This window comes from Streptomyces sp. NBC_00354 (assembly GCF_036106915.1).
Classification (GTDB): domain Bacteria; phylum Actinomycetota; class Actinomycetes; order Streptomycetales; family Streptomycetaceae; genus Streptomyces.
The window spans coordinates 4,322,265-4,341,502 of sequence record NZ_CP107983.1; the positions used below are offsets into that span (position 1 = coordinate 4,322,265).

Consider the following 19,238-nt stretch of genomic DNA (forward strand, 5'->3'; position numbering starts at 1 on the left):
GATCCGGTGCGCGCGGGAGGACAGGCAGTGGACTTCACCTTCACCGAGGAGCAGCAGGCCGCCGTCGAGGCGGCGAAGGCCGTCTTCGCGGACGTCGCCCCGGACGGCGTGCCCAGCCCCGCGCTGACCCCGGGGGCCGTCGCCGAGGACTTCGACCGGCCGCTGTGGGCCAAGCTCGCCGCGTCGGACCTGCTGAGCCTGGTCCTCGCCGAGGAGCACGGCGGGGCAGGCCTCGACGCGATCGCCCTGTGCCTCGTGCTGCGCGAGGCGGCGAAGGTGCTGGCCCGGGTTCCGCTGCTGGAGCACTGCGCCACCGCCATGGCCGTCCAGGCCCACGGCAGCCCCGGACTGGCCGCCGCCCTGCTGCCCGACGCCGGGCGGGGCACGCTCGTCCTCACCTCCGCCGCCCACGGGCGCAGCGGCCACGATCCCGCGGAACTCGCCGTCACCGCCCGCCGCGAGGGCACGCAGTGGACCCTCGACGGGGTCCAGACGGCCGTCCCGTGGGCGCACGGCGCCGACTGGATCGCCGTACCGGCCCACACCGGCGAGGGCGAGGCCGTGCTCGCGCTCGTCCCGCGCGCCGCCGAGGGCCTCACCTTGGCCGAGCAGGTCTCCACCAGCGGGGAACGGCTCGCCGAACTCGCCCTGGACGGCGTACGGGTGCCCGCGACGCACCTGATCGACAACCCGGGGGCCTGGGAGCGGCTCCGCCAGCTCCTCGCCACCGGAACCTGCGCCCTGGCGCTCGGACTCGGCGAGGGCGTCCTCTCGATGACCAGCCAATACACCAGCAAGCGCGAGCAGTTCGGTTTCCCGGTGGCCACCTTCCAGGCCGTCGCCGTCCAGGCCGCCGACCGCTACATCGACCTGCGCGCCATGGAGGTCACCCTCTGGCAGGCCGCCTGGCGGCTCGACGCGGCGACCGGCGGAGCCGGCGGCCCGCTGCCGAGCGCCGGGGACGTCGCCGTCGCCAAGATCTGGGCCTCGGAGGGTGTACGCCGGGTCGTGCAGACGGCGCAGCACCTGCACGGCGGCTTCGGCGCCGACACCGACTACCCGCTGCACCGCTACCACGCGTGGGCCAAGCAGCTGGAGCTACAGCTGGGCCCGGCCGCCGCGCACGAGGAGGCGCTGGGCGACCTGCTGGCCGCCCACGCCCTCGCCTGACGGCCGACGCCCGGCGCGCTAGAGCACGAAGGCCGGGTTCCCGCTGTCGGTCACCATCGGGCGCCCGGCGCCGTCCCAGGCCTGCATGCCGCCGTCGATGTTCACGGCGTCCAGGCCCTGGCGCACCAGGTACTGGGTGACCTGCGCGGAGCGCCCGCCGACCCGGCACATCACGTGCACGCGGCGGCCGTCGTCGACGGCCTCCGTCAGCTCACCGAAGCGGGCCACGAAGTCGCTCATCGGGATGTGCAGGGCGCCTTCCACGTGTCCGGCAGCCCATTCGTCGTCCTCACGGACGTCGAGGACAAAGCCTTCGGAGGGCACCGCGGCGGCGTCCACCGAGGGAAGCGGTCCGAAGTTCATACGTCGCCTTCTCTCATCGCAGATCTGACTCCCAACCTATCCAAACTCCGCCAGCTCCGACTCCCGCTCGGAGACCTGGGCCAGCAACTGCTCCGCGATCTCCTCCAGCAGCCGGTCCGGATCCTCCGGCGCCATCCGCAGCATCGACCCGATCGCGCTGTCCTCCAGCTCCCGCGCCAGCACCGACAGCAGCTCCTTGCGCCGCGCCAGCCACTCCAGCCGGGCGTACAGCTCTTCGCTCTCGTTCAGCTGCCGCACGGCCTCCGGCACGGGACCCGCCGCCCACTCCTCGGCCAGCTCGCGCAGCACCTGCTCCTCGCCCCGCGCGTACGCCGCGTTGACCCGCACGATGAACGCATCGCGCCGCTCCCGCTCGGCCTCGTCCCGGGCGAGATCCGGGTGCGCCTGGCGGACGAGCTCGCGGAAGAGCCGGCGTACCTCCTCCGTCGGCCGCACCCGCTCCGGGGGCCGCACCGGGCGGTCGGTGAGCATCGCGGACGCGTCGTCGGAGATGCCCTCCGAGCCCATCCAGTCGTGGAACAGCTCGTCCACGCCCGGCATCGGCATCACCAGCGCGCGGGCCTCCCGGGCCCGTCGCAGATCCTCGGCATCGCCGCTGCGCGCCGCCTTCGCCTCGGCGATCAGCGCATCCAGCTCGTCGAGCCTCGAGTACATCGGGCCGAGCTTCTGGTGGTGCAGGCGGGAGAAGTTCTCCACCTCCACCCGGAAGGTCTCCACGGCGATCTCGAACTCGATCAGCGCCTGCTCGGCGGCCCGCACGGCCCGTTCAAGGCGCGCCTCGGGACGCTCGTCGCCGGTCTCTTCAGTCTGCTGCTCGCTCACCCGGCCACCCTAAGGCCGGTCGGGCCGGGTCGATGTTTCACGTGGAACATCGACCCGGGACCGTGACCCCGTGCCCGTGACCCGCTCAGACCCCGGCCTCCGCCGCGATCCGCCCGGACCGCACCGCCGCCAGCAGGTGCGCGTGGTCGGCCTCGCTCCGGTCGGCGTACGCCACCGCGAAGGTGGCCATCGCCTCGTCCAGCTCGTCGTTCTTGCCGCAGTACCCGGCCAGCAGCCGCGGATCGGCGCTGTGCGCGTGCGCGCGGGCCAGCAGGGCGCCGGTCATGCGGCCGTAGTCGTCGATCAGGTCGGCCGCCAGCGCCGCCGGGTCCACGCTGCCCTTGCGGTTGCGGAACTGCCGCACCTGGTACGGCCGCCCCTCCACCGTGGTCCAGCCCAGCAGGATGTCGGAGACCACCTGCATCCGCTTCTGCCCGGCCACCACCCGGCGGCCCTCGTGCTCCTCGACCGCGGACTCGAAGCCCAGCGCGGGCAGGTACGGCAGCAGCACGGACGGCCGCGCCTCCTTGACCTGGAGCACCAGCGGCTCACCCCGGTGGTCCAGCAGCAGCACCACGTACGAGCGGGTGCCGACGCTCCCGGTGCCGACCACCCGGAAGGCCACGTCGTGGATGGCGTAGCGGGCCAGCAGCGGCAGCCGGTCCCCCTGGAGGGTCTTCAGGTACGGACCCAGCGAGGCCGCCACGGCCGCCGCCTCGGCGTCGCCGACCCGGCGCAGCACCGGCAGGGCGTCAACGAAGCGTCGGTCAGCGGCTCCGCCGCGGGGCCGCCCGCCGTCGGGGCAGGCCTCGGTGGACTTGGCGGCGAACCGCGCCGAGGTGTTGTTGCGGGCCTTCTCCGAGACCCGCTCCAGTGTGCCCAGCAGGTCGCGGGCGTCGGTGTGGGAGACGAGCTCCTCGTCGGCGATGGCGTTCCAGGCGTCCAGCGCCGGCAGCTTGGCCAGCAGCCGCATGGTGCGGCGGTACGCGCCCACGGTGTCGTGCGCCGCGGCCCGGCAGGTGTCCTCGTCCGCGCCGGCCACCCGCCCGGCCAGGACCAGCGAGGTCGCCAGCCTCTTCAGGTCCCACTCCCACGGGCCGAACACGGTCTCGTCGAAGTCGTTCAGGTCGATGACGAGCCGGCCGCGCGCATCCCCGTACAGGCCGAAATTCGCCGCATGGGCATCGCCGCAGATCTGCGCACCGACCCCGGTCACCGGGCCGCCGGACAGGTCGTGCGCCATCAGCCCGGCCGATCCGCGCAGGAACGCGAAGGGGTTCGCGGCCATCCGGCCCACCCGGATCGGCGCCAGGTCGGGAACCCGCCCGACGTTGGACTGCTCGACCGCCTGCACCGCGTCCGGCCGCCCGGCCGGCGCCTCGAAGTGCGCGTGCGCCGAGCGCGGCACCCGCGTGCGCAGCGCCCTGCCGGCCTCCTTGGGCGAGCCCACCACGGCCCGCGGGGCGAACCCCCCGACCACGGGTATCCGCCCGCCGGGCGCACCGCCCGTCGTCCCGTCCGGCTCCGCAACCCGCTGCTCCGGTACCGCCACCATCCGCGCCGCCCCCGCCCGTACCCGTACTCGTCGGACCGTCCCGTCCGACATCATCAATTCGGCCCGACCGTATCTAGAGCCCGGCGTCCCTGGCCAGCAGGGCGGCCTGAACCCGGTTCTCGCAGCCCAGCTTCGCCAGGATGCGGCTCACGTACGTCTTCACCGTCGCCTCGCTCATGTGCAGCCGCCGGCCCGCGTCCGCGTTGGACAGCCCCTCGCCCAGCAGCGCCAGCACCCCGCGCTCGCGCTCGCTCAGCTCCGCCACCCGCCGCCGGGCCTCCTCGCCGCGCCCCGCGGCCCGCCCCGAGGCCAGCTGGTCGACCACGTGCCGGGTCGCCCCCGGCGAGAGGTACGCGTCCCCGGCCGCGGCCGCCCGCACCGCGCCGATCAGCTCGCCCGGCGCCGAATCCTTCAGCAGGAACCCCGCGCCGCCCGAGCCGAGGGCCCGCAGCACGTTCTCCTTCTCCCCGAAGGTGGTCAGGATCAGCGCCCGGACCTCCGGTGCCGCCCGCCCGAGCTCGCCGAGCGCGGTCAGGCCGTCCATCACCGGCATCTGGATGTCCAGCAGCATCACGTCCGGCGTGTGCGCACGGGCCAGGTCCACGGCCTCACGGCCGTTCGCCGCCTCCGCGACGACCTCGATGTCCGCAGCCGAGGTCAGGATCATCCTGATCCCGGCCCGGATCAGCGGCTCGTCGTCAGCGATCACCACTCTGATCACCTTGGCTGTCACCCGCGCTCCTACTGCTCGACCTCGTACGCCTGCTTGTCGACGAGCTTGCCGTCCTTGAAGCAGAACCGGAAAACGGTATCGGTGGACAGCCCCGAGCCGTCCGACGACAGCAGTGCCAGACACTGAGCGCCCTCCGGCCGCTCCGGTCCCTTCCGGTCCAGGCCGTCGGTGAGGAAGCTCTCGCCGTCGGGGAGCCGGCTGCGGACCGCCTCCTCTGGCTCACCCACCTGCACCCTGTCGTAGTCGTCCCGGCTGATCATCGCGCTGCCCGCCGTGCCCAGCAGCAGCACCACCCCGGCCCCGAGCACGATCACCAGCAGCACCACCGCCGCGAAGGCGATCCCGCAGCCCATCGCGATGCCCCCGGACCGGCTGCGGCTCCGTACGGCCAGCTCCCGGTCCACCGCCGCCCAGTCCATCGGCGGCGCACCCGCGAGCCCCAGAGCCTGCGCCTGTGCCTGCTGCCCGAAGTCGTCGGCGATGTCCTCCACGCCCGCCGGCTCCGTCCCGTACGGCAGCACCCCGGCCACCCGGAACCCGCCGCCGTCGGTCGTGCCCGCGTGCACCATCCCGCCGACCAGCCGGGCCCTTTCGCGCAGCCCCGTCAGCCCCTGCCCGCCCGACACCACCTCGCCCGTGCCCGGCCCTGCCGCGGGCCCGTTGGCGATCTCCACCACCAGCGAGTCGTCCTCGTACCGCAGTTCCACCGAGATCGGCGCCCCCGGAGCGTGCTTGTACGCGTTGGTCAGCGCCTCCTGCACGATCCGGTACGCCGCGTGGTCGCACGCCGCGACCAGCGGCCTCGGCCGCCCCGCCGAGGTCATCCGTACGTCGGTCCCCGCGCTCCGCGCCGCCTCCACGATCCCGGCGATCCCGGCCACCCCGCGCGCCGCGCGCTGGGCCTCCTCGACGGGCACCGGCGCCTCGACGCCGTCCCGCATGATCCCGACCACCTCGCGCAGCTCGTGCATCGCCGCGACCGAGGCCTGCCGCAGCACCCCCACGGTCTCGCGCTGGCGGTCGGTGAGCTGCGGATCCACCTCCAGGGCGCCGGTGTGCACGGAGATCAGCGCCAGCTGATGGCCCAGGCTGTCGTGCATGTCCTGGGCGATCCGCTGGCGCTCGCGCAGCCGGGCCTGCCCGGCGACCATCGCGCGCTCCCGCATCAGCTGCCCGTTGCGCTCCTGGAGCGCCTGCAGCAGGGTCCGGCGCTGCGACCAGTAGCGGCTGGCCAGACCCGGCATCACCGTCATCGCGAGGAACATCAGCGTGGAGAAGACCATCACCAGGAGGGGCCGCTTGTCGGACCACGCCTGAAACACTCCGAAGCCGACCGAGGCGAGGAAAGCCAGGGTGAACGCGATCAGCGCCCGCCCCACCCCGACGATCCTGCGCCCCGCCGACCAGCCCAGCAGGATCATGACCAGGAACGAGCCGGGCAGGAACGGGGACACCGCCGCCGCCACGACCAGGGTCGCCGCCGGCAGGCGGCGCCGCAGCAGCGTGAGCAGCACCACAGCCGCGGCGCTGCCGATCATCCGCTGCACGCTGCCGTTGTCGAGTTCCTCGACCCCCAGGCCGAGCAGCGCGATCAGCCCGGCGATCACCAGGTCGCCCGCCAGCATCCGCCGGGTCCACGGCTCGGGGCCCGTCAGCCAGTCCCAGCCCGCCCGCATCCTCGCCGTCGCATCCACGCGACCGACCCTAGACACCCGCACTCCCGCCCGGCCGCCCTCTTTCGTCGCGCCCTGCGTGACGAAAGTCGTAAGGCCGACACCGCGGCCGCTGCGGTCACGACCCCCAACTCCCGGCACACGGCCCGGAATCGGCCCGCCGGCGGTCCGCAAGGACGACCCGCTCGACATCAACACCCCACCAGGGCCCGGGAAAAGCGAAACGGCCGCCATCGCTTTCGCGATGACGACCGTTTCGTCGATGTGGGCGAGGGGGGATTTGAACCCCCACGTCCCGAAGGACACTGGCACCTGAAGCCAGCGCGTCTGCCGTTCCGCCACTCGCCCGAGCAGCTCCCCAGTGGATCTTCCCTTTTCGGTCCGTTCCCCTGGCGACGTCGAAACATTAGCACGTCGGACGGGGTGGATTCACATCGCTTTCCCCGCCCCCGTCGACCCGGCTCCGAATGCCCCTCCCGCACCGCACGTCCGGTGCGGGACACTGTTCCCCGAGCACCCCTACGATCGCTTGTGAGGACCAACACTCCTGCGCATGGGACCCAGGGGGAACCAGCCGAATCCGCCACGCGTGGATACGATCAGTAAGCAGTACAGGGCGACAACGACGGAGGAGGTGCCCCATGGGAGTCCTGAAGCGGTTCGAGCAGCGACTCGAAGGTCTGGTGAACGGCACCTTCGCCAAGGTGTTCAAGTCCGAGGTCCAGCCCGTCGAGATCGCCGGCGCGCTCCAGCGCGAGTGCGACAACAACGCGACGATCTGGAACCGCGAGCGGACCGTTGTCCCCAACGACTTCATCGTCGAGCTCAGCGTCGGCGACTACGAACGCCTGAGCCCCTACTCCGGGCAGCTCGGCGACGAGCTCGCGGGCCTCGTCCGCGACTACGCCAAGCAGCAGCGCTACAGCTTCATGGGCCCGATCAAGGTCCAGCTGGAGAAGGCCGACGACCTCGACACCGGGCTCTACCGGGTCCGCAGCCGTACGCTCGCCTCCAGCACCTCCCAGGCGCAGCCGTCGGCCCCCCCGAACCAGCAGGGCGGCTACGGCTACCCTCCGGTCGCCGCACCGCCGATGCCGGCAGGACCGCCCCCGGGCGGTCCTGGCGCGCGCCGGCCGGGCGCCGGCGGGCCGGCCCCCGTACCGACCGCGGGCGGCACCAGGCGCCACTGGATCGAGATCAACGGCACCCGCCACCAGATCTCGCGCCCCACGCTCGTACTCGGCCGAAGCACCGAAGCCGACGTGCGGATCGACGACCCCGGCGTCTCGCGCCGGCACTGTGAGATCCGGACCGGAACGCCCTCGACGATCCAGGATCTCGGGTCCACCAACGGCATCGTGGTGGACGGGCAGCACACCACCCGCGCTACGCTCCGCGACGGCTCGCGGATCGTCGTGGGCAGTACCACCATCATTTACCGGCAAGCCGAAGGGTGAAGCGGGGGCAATGTCAGAGCTGACCCTGACGGTCATGCGGTTGGGTTTCCTGGCCGTTCTGTGGCTGTTCGTCATCGTGGCCGTCCAGGTCATCCGCAGCGACCTCTTCGGTACGCGCGTCACGCAGCGCGGCTCGCGCCGCGGCAGCGCCGCGTCCGGAGCGCCGGCGCAGGCCGGAGGCCGGCAGACCGCCGCGCCGCCGCAGCAGCGCCAGCGCCGCGGAGCGCCTACCAAGCTCGTCGTCTCGGAGGGCACCCTCACGGGCACCACCGTTGCCCTGGCGGGCCAGACGATCACGCTCGGCCGGGCACATGACTCCACGATCGTGCTGGACGACGACTACGCCTCCAGCCGCCATGCCAGGATCTACCCCGACCGTGACGGCCAGTGGATCGTCGAGGATCTCGGGTCCACCAACGGCACGTATCTCGACCGGACCCGGCTGACCACCCCGACGCCCATTCCGCCGGGCGCCCCGATCCGCATCGGCAAGACCGTCATCGAGCTGCGGAAGTAGTACGAGAATGAGCGAGCGGAGCGAGCGAGCCGCGGCAGTCCGGCCCACCCAGGACACGGACCCGAGCGCGCTCCCGACCGGAGGGTGGGCAGTGTGGCTCGAGACCGGTTGTACCCGGAGGAAGCGTCGACTGGGCAGGTGCGCATGAGTCTGTCCCTGCGGTTCGCCGCCGGATCCCACAAGGGCATGATCCGCGAGGGCAACGAGGACTCCGGCTATGCCGGGCCCCGTCTCCTCGCCGTCGCCGACGGCATGGGCGGCCAGGCCGCCGGCGAGGTCGCGAGCTCCGAGGTGATCTCCTCGCTCGTGCAGCTCGACGACGACGTCCCGGGCTCCGACATCCTCACTTCGCTCGCCACTGCGGTGCAGCGCGCGAACGACCAGCTGCGCGTCATGGTCGAGGAGGACGCCCAGCTCGAGGGCATGGGCACCACCCTGACCGCGCTCCTGTGGACCGGCCAGCGCCTCGGACTCGTCCACGTCGGCGACTCCCGCGCCTACCTGCTCCGCGACGGCGTCCTCACGCAGATCACCCAGGACCACACCTGGGTACAGCGCCTCGTCGACGAGGGCCGCATCACCGAAGAGGAAGCCACCACCCACCCGCAGCGCTCGCTCCTCATGCGGGCGCTCGGCAGCGGTGACACCGTCGAGCCCGACCTCTCGATCCGCGAGGTCCGCACCGGCGACCGCTACCTCATCTGCTCCGACGGCCTGTCCGGCGTCGTCTCGCACCAGACGCTGGAAGAGACGCTCGCCGGCTACCACGGCCCCCACGAGACCGTGCAGGCCCTGATCCAGCTCGCCCTGCGCGGCGGCGGACCGGACAACATCACCTGCATCGTCGCGGACGTCCTCGACACCGACAGCGGCGACACCCTCGCCGCCCAGCTGAGCGACACCCCGGTCGTCGTCGGCGCGGTCGCCGAGAACCAGCACCAGCTCTTCGACGGCAACGCCATGCAGACCCCGGCGGGCCGCGCCTCCGGCCTGGGCCGCCAGGCCCCCCCGCCGGCCGGTGCCTTCGGGCCCCCCGGCAGCGGCGAGGCCCCCGGCTACGGATACCCCGACCAGAGCCAGGGCGGCGGCGCGTACGGCAGCTTCGGCGAACCCGATCCGTACGACGACGACTCCCGCTACGACGACACGTACGACCACCCCCGCCGGCGCCGCAGCAAAGGGCGCAAGTGGACAACCCGCACCCTGATCCTGCTGATCGTCGCGGGTGTCGTCGGAGGCGGCCTCTACGCCGCCCACCGCTGGACCCAGACCCAGTTCTACATCGGCGTCAAGGGCGAGCACGTCGCACTGTTCCGCGGCATCAGCCAGAACCTCGGCCCGCTGGAGCTCTCCAAGGTGGAGACCGACCGCGCCGACATCGAACTGAAGTACCTTCCGCCCTTCAAGCGCAAGCTGGTCGAGGCCACCATCACCGAGACCAGCCTCGACGGCGCCCGTCAGAAGATCGACGAACTCGGCGCCCAGGTCACCGCCTGCAAGAAGGACGAGGAGCGCCGCGCCGCGGAAGCGCAGAACCCACCAGCACCCGGCCCCAGCCTGACTCCCACGGAGCAGTCGCTGGTCGGCCTCTGCGGCAAGCAGTAGTAGACACCCGCGGGCACAGGGGGCCTGCCACACCATGAGCGTTGTCACCAACACGACCACCATCGGCGCCATCGAGCTGCCGAGCCGGCGGAACACCGAGCTCCTGCTGCTCGTTTTCGCCGTGGTCATCCCGATCTTCGCCTACGCCAACGTGGGCCTGGCGATCCACGGCAAGCTGCCTCCCGGCATGGTCGCGTACGGGGGCGGCCTCGCCGTCCTCGCCGGCATCGCGCACTTCGTGGTGCGCCGCTACGCGAAGTACGCGGACCCGCTGCTGCTGCCGATCGCGACACTGCTCAACGGGCTCGGCTGCGTCCTGATCTGGCGGCTCGACCAGTCCGAGCGGCTGCAGAACCTGGCCAAGCGCAGCTTCGGCCACTTCTCCGAGTCGGCCCCCCGCCAGATGATGTACACCGCGGTGGCCATCGCCCTGTTCGCCGGCGTACTGCTGCTGCTCAAGGACCACCGCACTCTGCAGCGCTTCACGTACATCTCCATGGCCGCCTCGCTGGTCCTGCTGATCCTGCCGGTCGTCCCGGGCCTCGGCGCCGACGTCTTCGGCGCGAAGATCTGGATCAGCGTCGGCGGCTTCTCCATCCAGCCCGGTGAGTTCGCGAAGATCGTCATCGCGATCTTCTTCGCCGGCTACCTGATGGTGAAGCGCGATGCGCTCGCCCTGGCCAGCCGCCGCTTCATGGGCCTCTACCTGCCGCGCGGCCGCGACCTCGGCCCCATCCTGATGATCTGGGCGATGAGCCTGCTCGTCCTCGTCTTCGAGAACGACCTCGGCACCTCCCTGCTCTTCTTCGGCATGTTCGTGATCATGCTGTACGTGGCCACCGAGCGCACCAGCTGGATCGTCATCGGCCTGGTCATGAGCGTGGCCGGCGCCGCCGTCGTCGGCGCGACCGCCAGCCACGTCAAGGTCCGTGTCACCGCCTGGCTCGACCCCTTCGCCTGCTACTCCAAGTCGGGCGCGTGCGAGCAGGTCGGCCAGTCGATCATGAGCTTCGGCTCCGGCGGGGTCCTCGGCACCGGCTGGGGCCAGGGCAACTCCGACCTCATCGGATTCGCCGCCAACTCCGACTTCATCTTCTCCACGGTCGGCGAGGAGCTCGGCCTCGCGGGCGTCATGGCCTTCCTCCTGCTCTACGGCCTGATCATCGAGCGCGGCGTGCGCACCGCCCTCGCCGCCCGCGACCCCTTCGGCAAGCTCTTCGCCATCGGCCTCTCCGGCGCCTTCGCCCTGCAGATCTTCGTGGTCGCCGGCGGCGTCATGGGCCTCATCCCCCTGACCGGCATGACCATGCCCTTCCTTGCATCCGGCGGTTCGTCCGTCCTCGCGAACTGGGCGCTCATCGGGATCCTCATCCGGATCAGCGACACCGCACGCCGCCCCGCCCCGGCCCCGGCGCCGTCCCCCGACTCCGAGATGACCCAGGTGGTCCGCCCGTCATGAACAAGCCCCTGCGCCGCATCTCGATCTTCTGCGGGCTGCTCGTCCTCGCCCTGCTGATCCGGACCAACTGGCTCCAGTACGTCCAGGCCGAAGAACTCAGCACCCGCAAGGAGAACCGCCGGGTCCAGATCGCCCAGTACGCCACCCAGCGCGGCAACATCATCGTCGCGGGCGGCAAGGCCATCACCGGGTCCGACACCACCGACGGCAGCGACTACAAGTACAAGCGGACCTACACCGACGGAGCGCTCTGGGCGCCGGTGACCGGGTACGCCTCCCAGGCCTTCGGCTCCACCCAGCTCGAGTCCCTCGAGGACAAGATCCTCACCGGCAACGACGACCGGCTGTTCTTCGACCGCACGATCGGCATGTTCACCGGCGAGAAGAAGGCCGGCGGCAACGTCGTCACCACGCTGATGCCGGAGGCCCAGCAGGCCGCCTTCGACCAGCTCGGCAAGAGGACGGGCGCCGTCGCCGCGATCGACCCGCGCACCGGCGCCATCCTGGCCCTGGTCAGCACCCCCTCGTACGACCCGTCCAGCTTCGCCGGCAACTCCAAGACCGACGAGAAGGCCTGGGTCGAGCTGAAGGACAGCGCGGAGAAGAAGCTCGTCAACCGCGCCCTGCGCGAGACCTACCCGCCCGGCTCGACCTTCAAGGTCGTCACCGCCGCGGCCGCGCTGGAGCACGGCGTCGTCACCGACATCAACGCGCCGACGGACACCCCCGAGCCGTTCCTGCTGCCGACGACCAAGACCCCGATGGTCAACCACGCCAAGGGCTGCGAGAAGGCGCCCCTCAACTTCGCGCTCCAGGTGTCCTGCAACTCGGTCTTCGCCAACGTCGCCGACAAGGTGACGAAGGACAAGATGCTGGAGACCGCGCAGAAGTTCGGCTTCAACAACGACAAGATCGACACCCCGGTCCGGGCGTTCGCCAGCGTCTACGACAAGAACATGGACCGGCCGAGCAACTCGCTCTCCGCGATCGGCCAGTACAACACCGCCGCCACCCCGCTCCAGATGGCGATGGTCGCCGCGGCCGTCGCCAACGACGGCAAGCTGATGAAGCCGTACATGGTCGACATGCTCACCGCCCCCAACCTCGACGTCATCGAGAAGCACGAACCGCAGGAGATGAGCCGCCCGCTCTCCCCCGCCAACGCGCAGAAGCTCCAGGCGATGATGGTCAACGTCGTCGAGAACGAGAACGGCACCGGCGGCAAGGCCAAGATCAAGGGCGTCACCGTCGGCGGCAAGACCGGCACCGCCCAGCACGGCGAGAAGAACGCCAAGCGCCCCTACGCCTGGTTCATCTCCTACGCCAAGACCGACAAGGGCTCCCCGGTCGCCGTCGCCGTCGTCATCGAGGACAGCGAGGCCGACCGCGAGGACATCAGCGGTGGCGGCCTCGCCGCCCCGGTCGCGAAGGCCGTCATGGAAGCCGTCCTGAAGAACCAGGGCTGACGGGGGAGCGCAAAGGCCGACAGGGGCGCAAGAGCCGAACTGGAGTGATCCACATCACTGTTCCCGCCCGGATCCGAGCGTACGGTACCGGTCCGGTATCAGCCTGTGGTCACGAACCGATCACCGACGATCGGCCGGTAGCCTTTGCGCGAACAGCACACCGCCGGACCACACACGGGTGCGGTCGGGACTGACGGAGAGGGCTGCAACGTTATGGAAGAGCCGCGTCGCCTCGGCGGCCGGTACGAGCTGAGCCACGTGCTCGGCCGCGGTGGCATGGCCGAGGTCTACCTCGCCCACGACACCCGGCTCGGCCGTACCGTCGCCGTCAAGACCTTGCGCGCCGATCTCGCCCGCGACCCGTCCTTCCAGGCCCGGTTCCGGCGCGAGGCCCAGTCGGCCGCGTCGCTGAACCACCCGGCGATCGTCGCCGTCTACGACACCGGCGAGGACTACGTCGACAACATCTCCATCCCGTACATCGTGATGGAGTACGTCGACGGTTCCACCCTGCGTGAGCTCCTGCACTCCGGCCGCAAGCTGCTGCCCGAGCGCACCCTGGAAATGACCATCGGCATCCTCCAGGCCCTCGAGTACTCGCACCGCGCCGGCATCGTCCACCGCGACATCAAGCCCGCCAACGTGATGCTCACCCGCACCGGCCAGGTCAAGGTCATGGACTTCGGCATCGCCCGTGCCATGGGCGACTCCGGCATGACCATGACGCAGACCGCGGCCGTCATCGGCACCGCCCAGTACCTCTCCCCGGAGCAGGCCAAGGGCGAGCAGGTCGACGCGCGCTCCGACCTCTACTCCGCGGGCTGCCTGCTGTACGAACTCCTCAGCGTCCGGCCGCCGTTCATCGGCGACTCCCCGGTCGCCGTCGCGTACCAGCACGTACGGGAGGAACCCCAGCCGCCGTCGAACTTCGACCCCGAGATCACGCCCGAGATGGACGCGATCGTGTTGAAGGCGCTGGTCAAGGACCCCGACTACCGCTACCAGTCCGCCGACGAGATGCGTGCCGACATCGAGGCCTGCCTCGAGGGCCAGCCCGTGGCCGCGGCCGCCGCCATGGGCGCCCCCGGGTACGGCTACCCCGACCAGGGCCACGGCTACGGACACCAGGGCTACGACCAGCCCACTACCGCCCTGCGCGCCGCCGACTCCGGCCAGACCTCCATGCTCCCGCCGATGCCCCCGGGCGAGGGCGGCTACGGCTACGGGGACCAGGGCCAGGGCGGCTACGACCAGGGCGGTCACGGCCGCCGCCAGCAGAAGAAGAGCAAGGCCTCGACGATCCTGCTGGTCACGGCCGGCATCCTCGTCCTGGTCGGCGCCATCCTCATCGGCCGCTCCCTCTTCAGCGGCGGCGCCGACAACCGGCCCAGCGTGCCCAAGCTCATCGGCGTGACCCTCGAGCAGGCGCAGAAGACCGGCGACAACGTCGGCCTCAAGGTCGAGAAGGAAGCCGACGAGGCCTGCGACAACCAGCCCAAGGGCAACATCTGTTCGCAGAACCCGGAGCCCGACACCAAGGTCGCCAAGGGCTCGACGGTCAAGGTCAAGGTCTCCTCGGGCCCCGGGGAGGTGGCCGTGCCCGACGTCCTCAACGTGAAGTTCGAGGACGCGGAGAAGGCGCTCAAGGACAAGGGCTTCGCCGTCGAGAAGAAGACCCAGGAGTCCGACCGGACCGCCGGCACCGTCCTGGACCAGACCCCGAAGAGCGGCGGCAAGGCCGCGAAGGGTTCGACCGTCACGCTGACCGTCGCCAAGGAGCAGTCGAAGTCCGAGATGCCGGACCTCCTCGGGAAGACCAGGGAGGCAGCGGTCAAGGCTCTGAACGACGCCAAGCTCAAGCTGGGCAGCGTGACGGAGGTCGACTCTCCCGGTGCCCCGCCGAAGACGATCGTCCAGCAGCAGTTCCAGGCGGGCGAACAGCTCGCCGTGGGCACGGCGGTCAACGTCCAGATCGCCAAGGCCGGACAGCAGACCCAGGTCCCGCAGCTGATCACCAAGACCGTCGCCCAGGCCAAGGCGGACCTCGCGAGCCGGGGTCTGACCCTCCAGGTCATCGCGGGTCCGACGGACGACAAGGCGATCGTCATGCAGACCGATCCGCCGGCGGGCACGCCCGTCGAGGCGGGCCGGGTCATCAACGTCCAGACGATGGCCGGCCAGCAGGACGGCGGCAACAACAACGGCGGGACGTTCTTCGGCGGCCTGACGGGCGGCCGGCGCTAGCCGACGGCCCGTTCCGCGCGGAGACGCACGAAAGCCCCTGTGAGCGGCCTCAGAGCCGCTCACAGGGGCTTTCCCGTGTCCACGTGAGGTCAGGCCCGGGTCAGCGCAGCTCCGCCGGGAGCGTGCGCTTCGCGTCCACCTTCTCCGTGCGCACCAGCTCGCCCCACACGATGTACCGGAACTTCGACGTGTACACCGGCGTGCAGGTCGTCAGGGTGATGAAACGGCCCGGAGCCGTCCGCCCCGACTCCTTCGGGACCGCCGAGATCGCGTCCACGTCGTACTTCGAGGTCTGGCGCAGCTCCGCGAAGACCTTGTACACGTACCAAGTGTCCCGCGTCTCGAAGACGACCGCGTCACCGTTCTTCACCTTGTCGATGTTGTGGAACTTCGCCCCGTGCCCGTCCCGGTGCGCCGCCAGCGAGAAGTTCCCCGACGGCTCCCACGGCAGGGCCGCCTTGACCGGGTCGGTGTAGTACCCGGCCACGCCGTCGTTGAGGACGTCCGGCGCCGTGCCCCGCTTGACCAGGACCTCGCCGTTCTTCATCGCCGGCACGTGCAGGAAGCCGATGCCGTCCATGGTGTCCAGCGCCCCCGGCGCCGCGGGCGCGTTCGCCCCCGGGGCGCTCTGCCACTGCCGGCGGACGTCGTCGCCGCGCGCCGAGGCCTGCCGGTCCGCGAGGACGTTCGTCCACCACAGCGAGTACGCGACGAACAGGCCCAGCACCAGGCCCACGGTGATCAGGAACTCGCCCAGCAGGCTCAGGAACCCGGCGAGCACACTGCGGCTCTGGTGGGGCGGCGGTGCGGCACGTGACACTGCTTGTTCGTCCTTACGGGCTGGTCAGCGCGGGCGGAGCACCCTGGCTGCGCGGGCGTTCACCGGTCATCCTGCCCCATACGATCATCCGGTAGGTGCTCGTGAACTCCGGGGTGCAGGTCGTCAGCGTGATGTACCGGCCCGGGGAGGTGAAACCCGACCCCTCCGGCACCGGTCTGATCACCGACACGTTCGTCGGCGGTGTCTGCGCCAGTGCCGAGGTGATCTCGTACGTGTAGTACGCGTCCCGCGTCTCGACCACGACCGGGTCGCCCGGCACCAGGCGGTTGATGTAGCGGAACGGTTCGCCATGGGTGTTGCGGTGGCCCGCCAGTGCGAAATTTCCCTGCTGGTCGGCCGGCATCGCCGTCTTCAGCGCGCCGTCCGCGTAGTGCCCGACCATCCCCTTGTCGAGCACCTTCGGCTTGCTGATCCCCTCCGCCACCGGCACCTTCACGTCCAGCTTCGGGATGTACAGGATCGCGAACCCCTGCCCCGGCTCGAACGCCGAGACGGGCGGCGCGGCGGCCCCGCCCGGGTCCCGCTCCCAGGTCTGGCGCAGCGAGCCCGCCGCCCCGTTCGCCGTACGCTCCGCCAGCACGTTCGTGTACCAGAGCTGGTAGGCGACGAACAGCAGCATCACCACGCCCAGCGTGATGAACAGCTCCCCGGCGAGCCGGCTCAGGGCGACCACCGGGCCGCCCGACACGGGCCGCCTGCGCCGCCGTCCGCCCCGCCTCCGCGAGCGCTTCGCGGCCTCCTGAGCTGCCCTGCGCCGCGCGGCCCGGCCCTGCGTGGGCGCGGACGGCGCGACCGCGGTCACGCGACGGCCTTGCCCACCACCGGGGCCAGCCCCACCGAGCGCTCGACGGCCCCCGCGTCCCCGCAGCGCACCAGCCAGTTCGCGAGCATCCGGTGGCCCCACTCGGTCAGCACCGACTCGGGGTGGAACTGCACGCCCTCGACGTCGCGCTCCCGGTGCCGCAGCCCCATGATGATCCCGTCCTCGGTGCGCGCGGTGACCTCCAGCACGTCCGGCAGGGTCCCCGGCTCGGCCGCGAGCGAGTGGTAGCGGGTCGCGGTGAACGGCGAAGGCAGCCCCTCGAAGACGCCGAGGCCCCCGTGCACCACCGGCGAGGTCTTCCCGTGCAGCAGCTCGGGCGCCCGGTCCACGACGCCGCCGTACGCCACGGCCATGGACTGCATGCCCAGGCACACGCCGAAGACCGGGACCCCGGTGTCGGCGCAGTGGCGGACCATGTCGATGCAGACGCCCGCCTGCTCCGGCGTTCCGGGCCCGGGCGACAGCAGCACGCCGTCGAAGCCGTCCTGCGCGTGGGCGAGCTCGACCTCGTCGTTGCGCAGCACCTCGCACTCGGCGCCGAGCTGGTACAGGTACTGGACCAGGTTGAAGACAAAGCTGTCGTAGTTGTCGACCACCAGAATGCGCGCGCTCACGGAGTGGCTCCCGATCCCTCGTCCACCGTTACGTCGTTGAACGGGAGGAGCGGCTCGGCCCACGGGAAGACGTACTGGAACAGCACGAAGACCACCGCGAAGACCAGTACGAGGGAGATCAGCGTGCGAATCCACGCGTTGCCCGGCAGATGCCGCCAGATCCAGCCGTACATGCCGTCTGTTTCCTTATCCGTCCACGAACAACCCACCGCACCGCGGGGGCGGTACGCAAACAGACTAAAGGCAGCGGCCCGGCCCGGTGGGTCAGCTCGGCAAACCCTCCGGGCGGCCCTGGGCGACCGTCCGGGTCTGGGTCAGCTCCGCCCACACGACCAGCCGGTGGCTGTGGCCCCATTCCGGATCGCAGGTCGTCAGCGTCAGGTACCGCCCGGGGCCCGTGAACGGCGACCTGCGCGGCACCGGGTCGACCACCCCGACGTCGGTGGGCAGCGTGCGCAGCGGCTCGCTGCGGACCGTGTACGTGTACCAGGCCGCCGCGTCCTTGAGGATCACGGCGTCGCCGGGGCGCAGCTCGGGGAAGTCCTTGAAGGGGTCGCCGTAGGTCCGCCGGTGGCCCGCCACCGAGAAGTTCCCGGTGCCGCCGAGGCGGGCCGTGCCCGCGTAGTGGCCGAGGCCCTTCTTCAGCAGTTCCGTACCGGTGCCCTCCAGGACCGGCTTGTTCCAGTCCGGGCCGAAGCGCGGGATGTACATCTCGGCGAAGGCCTGGCCCGGTGCGTATCCGGGCCCGTCCTGCGCGGGCCCGTCCTGCGCGGGCCGGGACGGCGCGGGCTGCGGGGCGGCCGGGCTCACGGCCGGGGCGGGTGCGGCGGCCGCGGGGGCGGCGGCCGAGGCCCAGCGGTCGCGCATCCGGGCCATTTCCCCGTCCATGGCCCGGTCGGCCTTGACCCCGGTCCACAGCAGGACGTACGCGACGAAGAGCACGATCAGCGTGCCCGCCGTCAGGCACACCTCGCTGAAGGTCCGCACCACCAGGCGCAGTACGACGTCACGGCGTACTGGTCGCGGAAGAGGCATCCAGCGGCTTCGCATAGTGGAGGTCCACTGTGCCGGAGTACCCGGGGAGTGTCAGCTCCTTGTGCTCGTCCACTTTCCAGCCGAGCCCGTACGCCGACACGTACAGCTGGTAGTTCTGCAGGGCCGGGGAGGACGCGAGCGCCTTGCGCAGCGCGGCCGGGTCGCCGACCGCCGTCACCTTGTACGGGGGCGAGTAGACCCGGCCCTGGAGGATCAGCGTGTTGCCCACGCAGCGCACCGCGCTGGTGGAGATCAGCCGCTGGTCCATGACCTGGATGCCCTGGGCGCCGCCCTGCCACAGGGCGTTCACCACGGCCTGGAGGTCCTGCTGGTGGATCACCAGGTCGTTGGGCTGCGGTTCGGGCACGTTGGGGATGCGGGCCGTGGCGTTCGGCGGGGCGTCGTTCAGGGTGACCGTGAGTCCCTTGCCGGACAGCGGCTCGGTGCCGGAGGCGACACGCAGGGCGGCCAGTTTGGCGTCCTCGGCCTTGGTGCTGCCGTCGTCACGCTCTGCGAGGGCGTCCACCCGGCTGCGGACGGCCGCGGTGCTCTGCTCGAGCAGCGCATTGTTCTGGCTGCGCTCGTGGATGAGGTCCGAGAGCTTGAGGAGCGAGGCGTCCGTCCGGATGTTCGTACCCTTGGAGGTGTTGAAGCTGGTGACGAAGATGAGGCCGGCCAGAGCGAAAACGGCGGCCGTCAGCAGCCGGACCGGTCTGGCCCGGCGACGGGGACCCGCGGAGGAGTCGTCGGAATTGCTCAACGTACCCTTCTCCTTCAACGCCACAGGTCCACTACGCTAACGGACGCCCGGGGCAGGCAAGGTCCCCAGCGCATCGACAG

The 19,238-nt window shown here is 71.2% G+C and carries 18 protein-coding genes and 1 tRNA gene; 7 read left to right on the forward strand and 12 right to left on the reverse strand.

Annotated features, from left to right (window positions below; translation table 11 throughout):
- Positions 1–27: 27 nt before the first annotated feature.
- Complete coding sequence (locus OHT74_RS19590; RefSeq protein ID WP_328620930.1) at positions 28–1,170, forward strand: acyl-CoA dehydrogenase family protein; 1,143 nt, start codon at positions 28–30, stop codon at positions 1,168–1,170.
- 18 nt (positions 1,171–1,188) lie between these two features.
- Here OHT74_RS19590 and OHT74_RS19595 read toward each other — a convergent pair whose 3' ends face one another.
- The 6 genes from OHT74_RS19595 to OHT74_RS19620 all read right to left on the reverse strand — a co-directional run bounded on the left by OHT74_RS19595 (position 1,189) and on the right by OHT74_RS19620 (position 6,685).
- Positions 1,189–1,533, reverse strand: a complete 345-nt coding sequence (locus OHT74_RS19595; RefSeq protein ID WP_266665711.1) for a rhodanese-like domain-containing protein — start codon at positions 1,531–1,533, stop codon at positions 1,189–1,191.
- Between the two features lie 36 nt (positions 1,534–1,569).
- Positions 1,570–2,376: a hypothetical protein gene (locus OHT74_RS19600; RefSeq protein WP_266665712.1), complete on the reverse strand. Its 807-nt coding sequence runs from the start codon at positions 2,374–2,376 to the stop codon at positions 1,570–1,572.
- Positions 2,377–2,461: 85 nt separating this feature from the next.
- Positions 2,462–3,931: a DUF2252 domain-containing protein gene (locus OHT74_RS19605; protein WP_328620931.1), complete on the reverse strand. Its 1,470-nt coding sequence runs from the start codon at positions 3,929–3,931 to the stop codon at positions 2,462–2,464.
- Positions 3,932–4,004: 73 nt separating this feature from the next.
- A complete protein-coding gene (locus OHT74_RS19610; protein WP_323139570.1) occupies positions 4,005–4,664 on the reverse strand; it encodes a response regulator transcription factor in 660 nt (219 codons plus the stop codon).
- A gap of 8 nt (positions 4,665–4,672) precedes the next feature.
- Positions 4,673–6,340, reverse strand: a complete 1,668-nt coding sequence (locus OHT74_RS19615) for a sensor histidine kinase (RefSeq protein ID WP_443047711.1) — start codon at positions 6,338–6,340, stop codon at positions 4,673–4,675.
- 262 nt (positions 6,341–6,602) lie between these two features.
- Positions 6,603–6,685 (reverse strand) — tRNA-Leu (locus tag OHT74_RS19620).
- A gap of 293 nt (positions 6,686–6,978) precedes the next feature.
- Here OHT74_RS19620 and OHT74_RS19625 point away from each other — a divergent pair.
- The 6 genes from OHT74_RS19625 (at position 6,979) to pknB (ending at position 15,085) form a co-directional block, all read left to right on the forward strand.
- Positions 6,979–7,794 carry an FhaA domain-containing protein gene (locus OHT74_RS19625; RefSeq protein WP_266665714.1) on the forward strand — a complete coding sequence of 272 codons (816 nt, stop codon included), beginning with the start codon at positions 6,979–6,981 and terminating at the stop codon, positions 7,792–7,794.
- Positions 7,795–7,804: 10 nt separating this feature from the next.
- A complete protein-coding gene (locus OHT74_RS19630) occupies positions 7,805–8,311 on the forward strand; it encodes an FHA domain-containing protein FhaB/FipA (protein WP_266627537.1) in 507 nt (168 codons plus the stop codon).
- A 144-nt stretch (positions 8,312–8,455) separates the two neighbouring features.
- The gene (locus OHT74_RS19635) at positions 8,456–9,916 is read left to right on the forward strand and encodes a PP2C family protein-serine/threonine phosphatase (RefSeq protein ID WP_266995794.1); all 1,461 of its coding nucleotides are present in this window, start codon (positions 8,456–8,458) and stop codon (positions 9,914–9,916) included.
- A 34-nt stretch (positions 9,917–9,950) separates the two neighbouring features.
- Positions 9,951–11,375 (forward strand): FtsW/RodA/SpoVE family cell cycle protein, encoded by a 1,425-nt coding sequence (locus tag OHT74_RS19640; RefSeq protein ID WP_266665716.1) that lies wholly within the window; start codon positions 9,951–9,953, stop codon positions 11,373–11,375.
- A complete protein-coding gene (locus tag OHT74_RS19645; protein ID WP_266665717.1) occupies positions 11,372–12,841 on the forward strand; it encodes a peptidoglycan D,D-transpeptidase FtsI family protein in 1,470 nt (489 codons plus the stop codon). The genes OHT74_RS19640 and OHT74_RS19645 overlap by 4 nt, the downstream gene beginning before the upstream one ends.
- 213 nt (positions 12,842–13,054) lie before the next feature.
- On the forward strand, positions 13,055–15,085 hold the full coding sequence (gene pknB / locus OHT74_RS19650) for a Stk1 family PASTA domain-containing Ser/Thr kinase (protein ID WP_266665718.1): 2,031 nt from the start codon (positions 13,055–13,057) through the stop codon (positions 15,083–15,085).
- A 100-nt stretch (positions 15,086–15,185) separates the two neighbouring features.
- On the opposite strand, the gene OHT74_RS19655 is transcribed toward pknB, so the two are convergent.
- The 6 genes from OHT74_RS19655 to OHT74_RS19680 all read right to left on the reverse strand — a co-directional run bounded on the left by OHT74_RS19655 (position 15,186) and on the right by OHT74_RS19680 (position 19,158).
- Positions 15,186–15,905, reverse strand: coding sequence for a class E sortase (locus OHT74_RS19655; protein WP_266665719.1), 720 nt, complete (start codon positions 15,903–15,905; stop codon positions 15,186–15,188).
- A 13-nt stretch (positions 15,906–15,918) separates the two neighbouring features.
- The gene (locus tag OHT74_RS19660) at positions 15,919–16,728 is read right to left on the reverse strand and encodes a class E sortase (protein WP_443047442.1); all 810 of its coding nucleotides are present in this window, start codon (positions 16,726–16,728) and stop codon (positions 15,919–15,921) included.
- Positions 16,725–17,363, reverse strand: coding sequence for an aminodeoxychorismate/anthranilate synthase component II (locus tag OHT74_RS19665; RefSeq protein WP_328620933.1), 639 nt, complete (start codon positions 17,361–17,363; stop codon positions 16,725–16,727). The genes OHT74_RS19660 and OHT74_RS19665 overlap by 4 nt, the downstream gene beginning before the upstream one ends.
- Complete coding sequence (locus tag OHT74_RS19670; protein ID WP_328620934.1) at positions 17,360–17,536, reverse strand: hypothetical protein; 177 nt, start codon at positions 17,534–17,536, stop codon at positions 17,360–17,362. The genes OHT74_RS19665 and OHT74_RS19670 overlap by 4 nt, the downstream gene beginning before the upstream one ends.
- 91 nt (positions 17,537–17,627) lie before the next feature.
- Complete coding sequence (locus tag OHT74_RS19675; protein WP_328620935.1) at positions 17,628–18,398, reverse strand: class E sortase; 771 nt, start codon at positions 18,396–18,398, stop codon at positions 17,628–17,630.
- On the reverse strand, positions 18,370–19,158 hold the full coding sequence (locus tag OHT74_RS19680; RefSeq protein ID WP_266665721.1) for a DUF881 domain-containing protein: 789 nt from the start codon (positions 19,156–19,158) through the stop codon (positions 18,370–18,372). The genes OHT74_RS19675 and OHT74_RS19680 overlap by 29 nt, the downstream gene beginning before the upstream one ends.
- Positions 19,159–19,238: the final 80 nt, after the last annotated feature.

What these genes read in the sequence shown, in the direction of transcription:
- OHT74_RS19595 (WP_266665711.1), bottom strand. Translation starts at nt 1,533, where the DNA reads ATGAACTTCGGACCGCTTCCCTCGGTGGACGCCGCCGCGGTGCCCTCC.
- OHT74_RS19605 (WP_328620931.1), bottom strand. Translation starts at nt 3,931, where the DNA reads ATGGTGGCGGTACCGGAGCAGCGGGTTGCGGAGCCGGACGGGACGACG.
- OHT74_RS19615 (WP_443047711.1), bottom strand. Translation starts at nt 6,340, where the DNA reads ATGCGGGCGGGCTGGGACTGGCTGACGGGCCCCGAGCCGTGGACCCGG.
- OHT74_RS19625 (WP_266665714.1), top strand. Translation starts at nt 6,979, where the DNA reads ATGGGAGTCCTGAAGCGGTTCGAGCAGCGACTCGAAGGTCTGGTGAAC.
- OHT74_RS19630 (WP_266627537.1), top strand. Translation starts at nt 7,805, where the DNA reads ATGTCAGAGCTGACCCTGACGGTCATGCGGTTGGGTTTCCTGGCCGTT.
- OHT74_RS19635 (WP_266995794.1), top strand. Translation starts at nt 8,456, where the DNA reads ATGAGTCTGTCCCTGCGGTTCGCCGCCGGATCCCACAAGGGCATGATC.
- OHT74_RS19640 (WP_266665716.1), top strand. Translation starts at nt 9,951, where the DNA reads ATGAGCGTTGTCACCAACACGACCACCATCGGCGCCATCGAGCTGCCG.
- OHT74_RS19645 (WP_266665717.1), top strand. Translation starts at nt 11,372, where the DNA reads ATGAACAAGCCCCTGCGCCGCATCTCGATCTTCTGCGGGCTGCTCGTC.
- pknB (WP_266665718.1), top strand. Translation starts at nt 13,055, where the DNA reads ATGGAAGAGCCGCGTCGCCTCGGCGGCCGGTACGAGCTGAGCCACGTG.
- OHT74_RS19670 (WP_328620934.1), bottom strand. Translation starts at nt 17,536, where the DNA reads ATGTACGGCTGGATCTGGCGGCATCTGCCGGGCAACGCGTGGATTCGC.
- OHT74_RS19675 (WP_328620935.1), bottom strand. Translation starts at nt 18,398, where the DNA reads ATGCCTCTTCCGCGACCAGTACGCCGTGACGTCGTACTGCGCCTGGTG.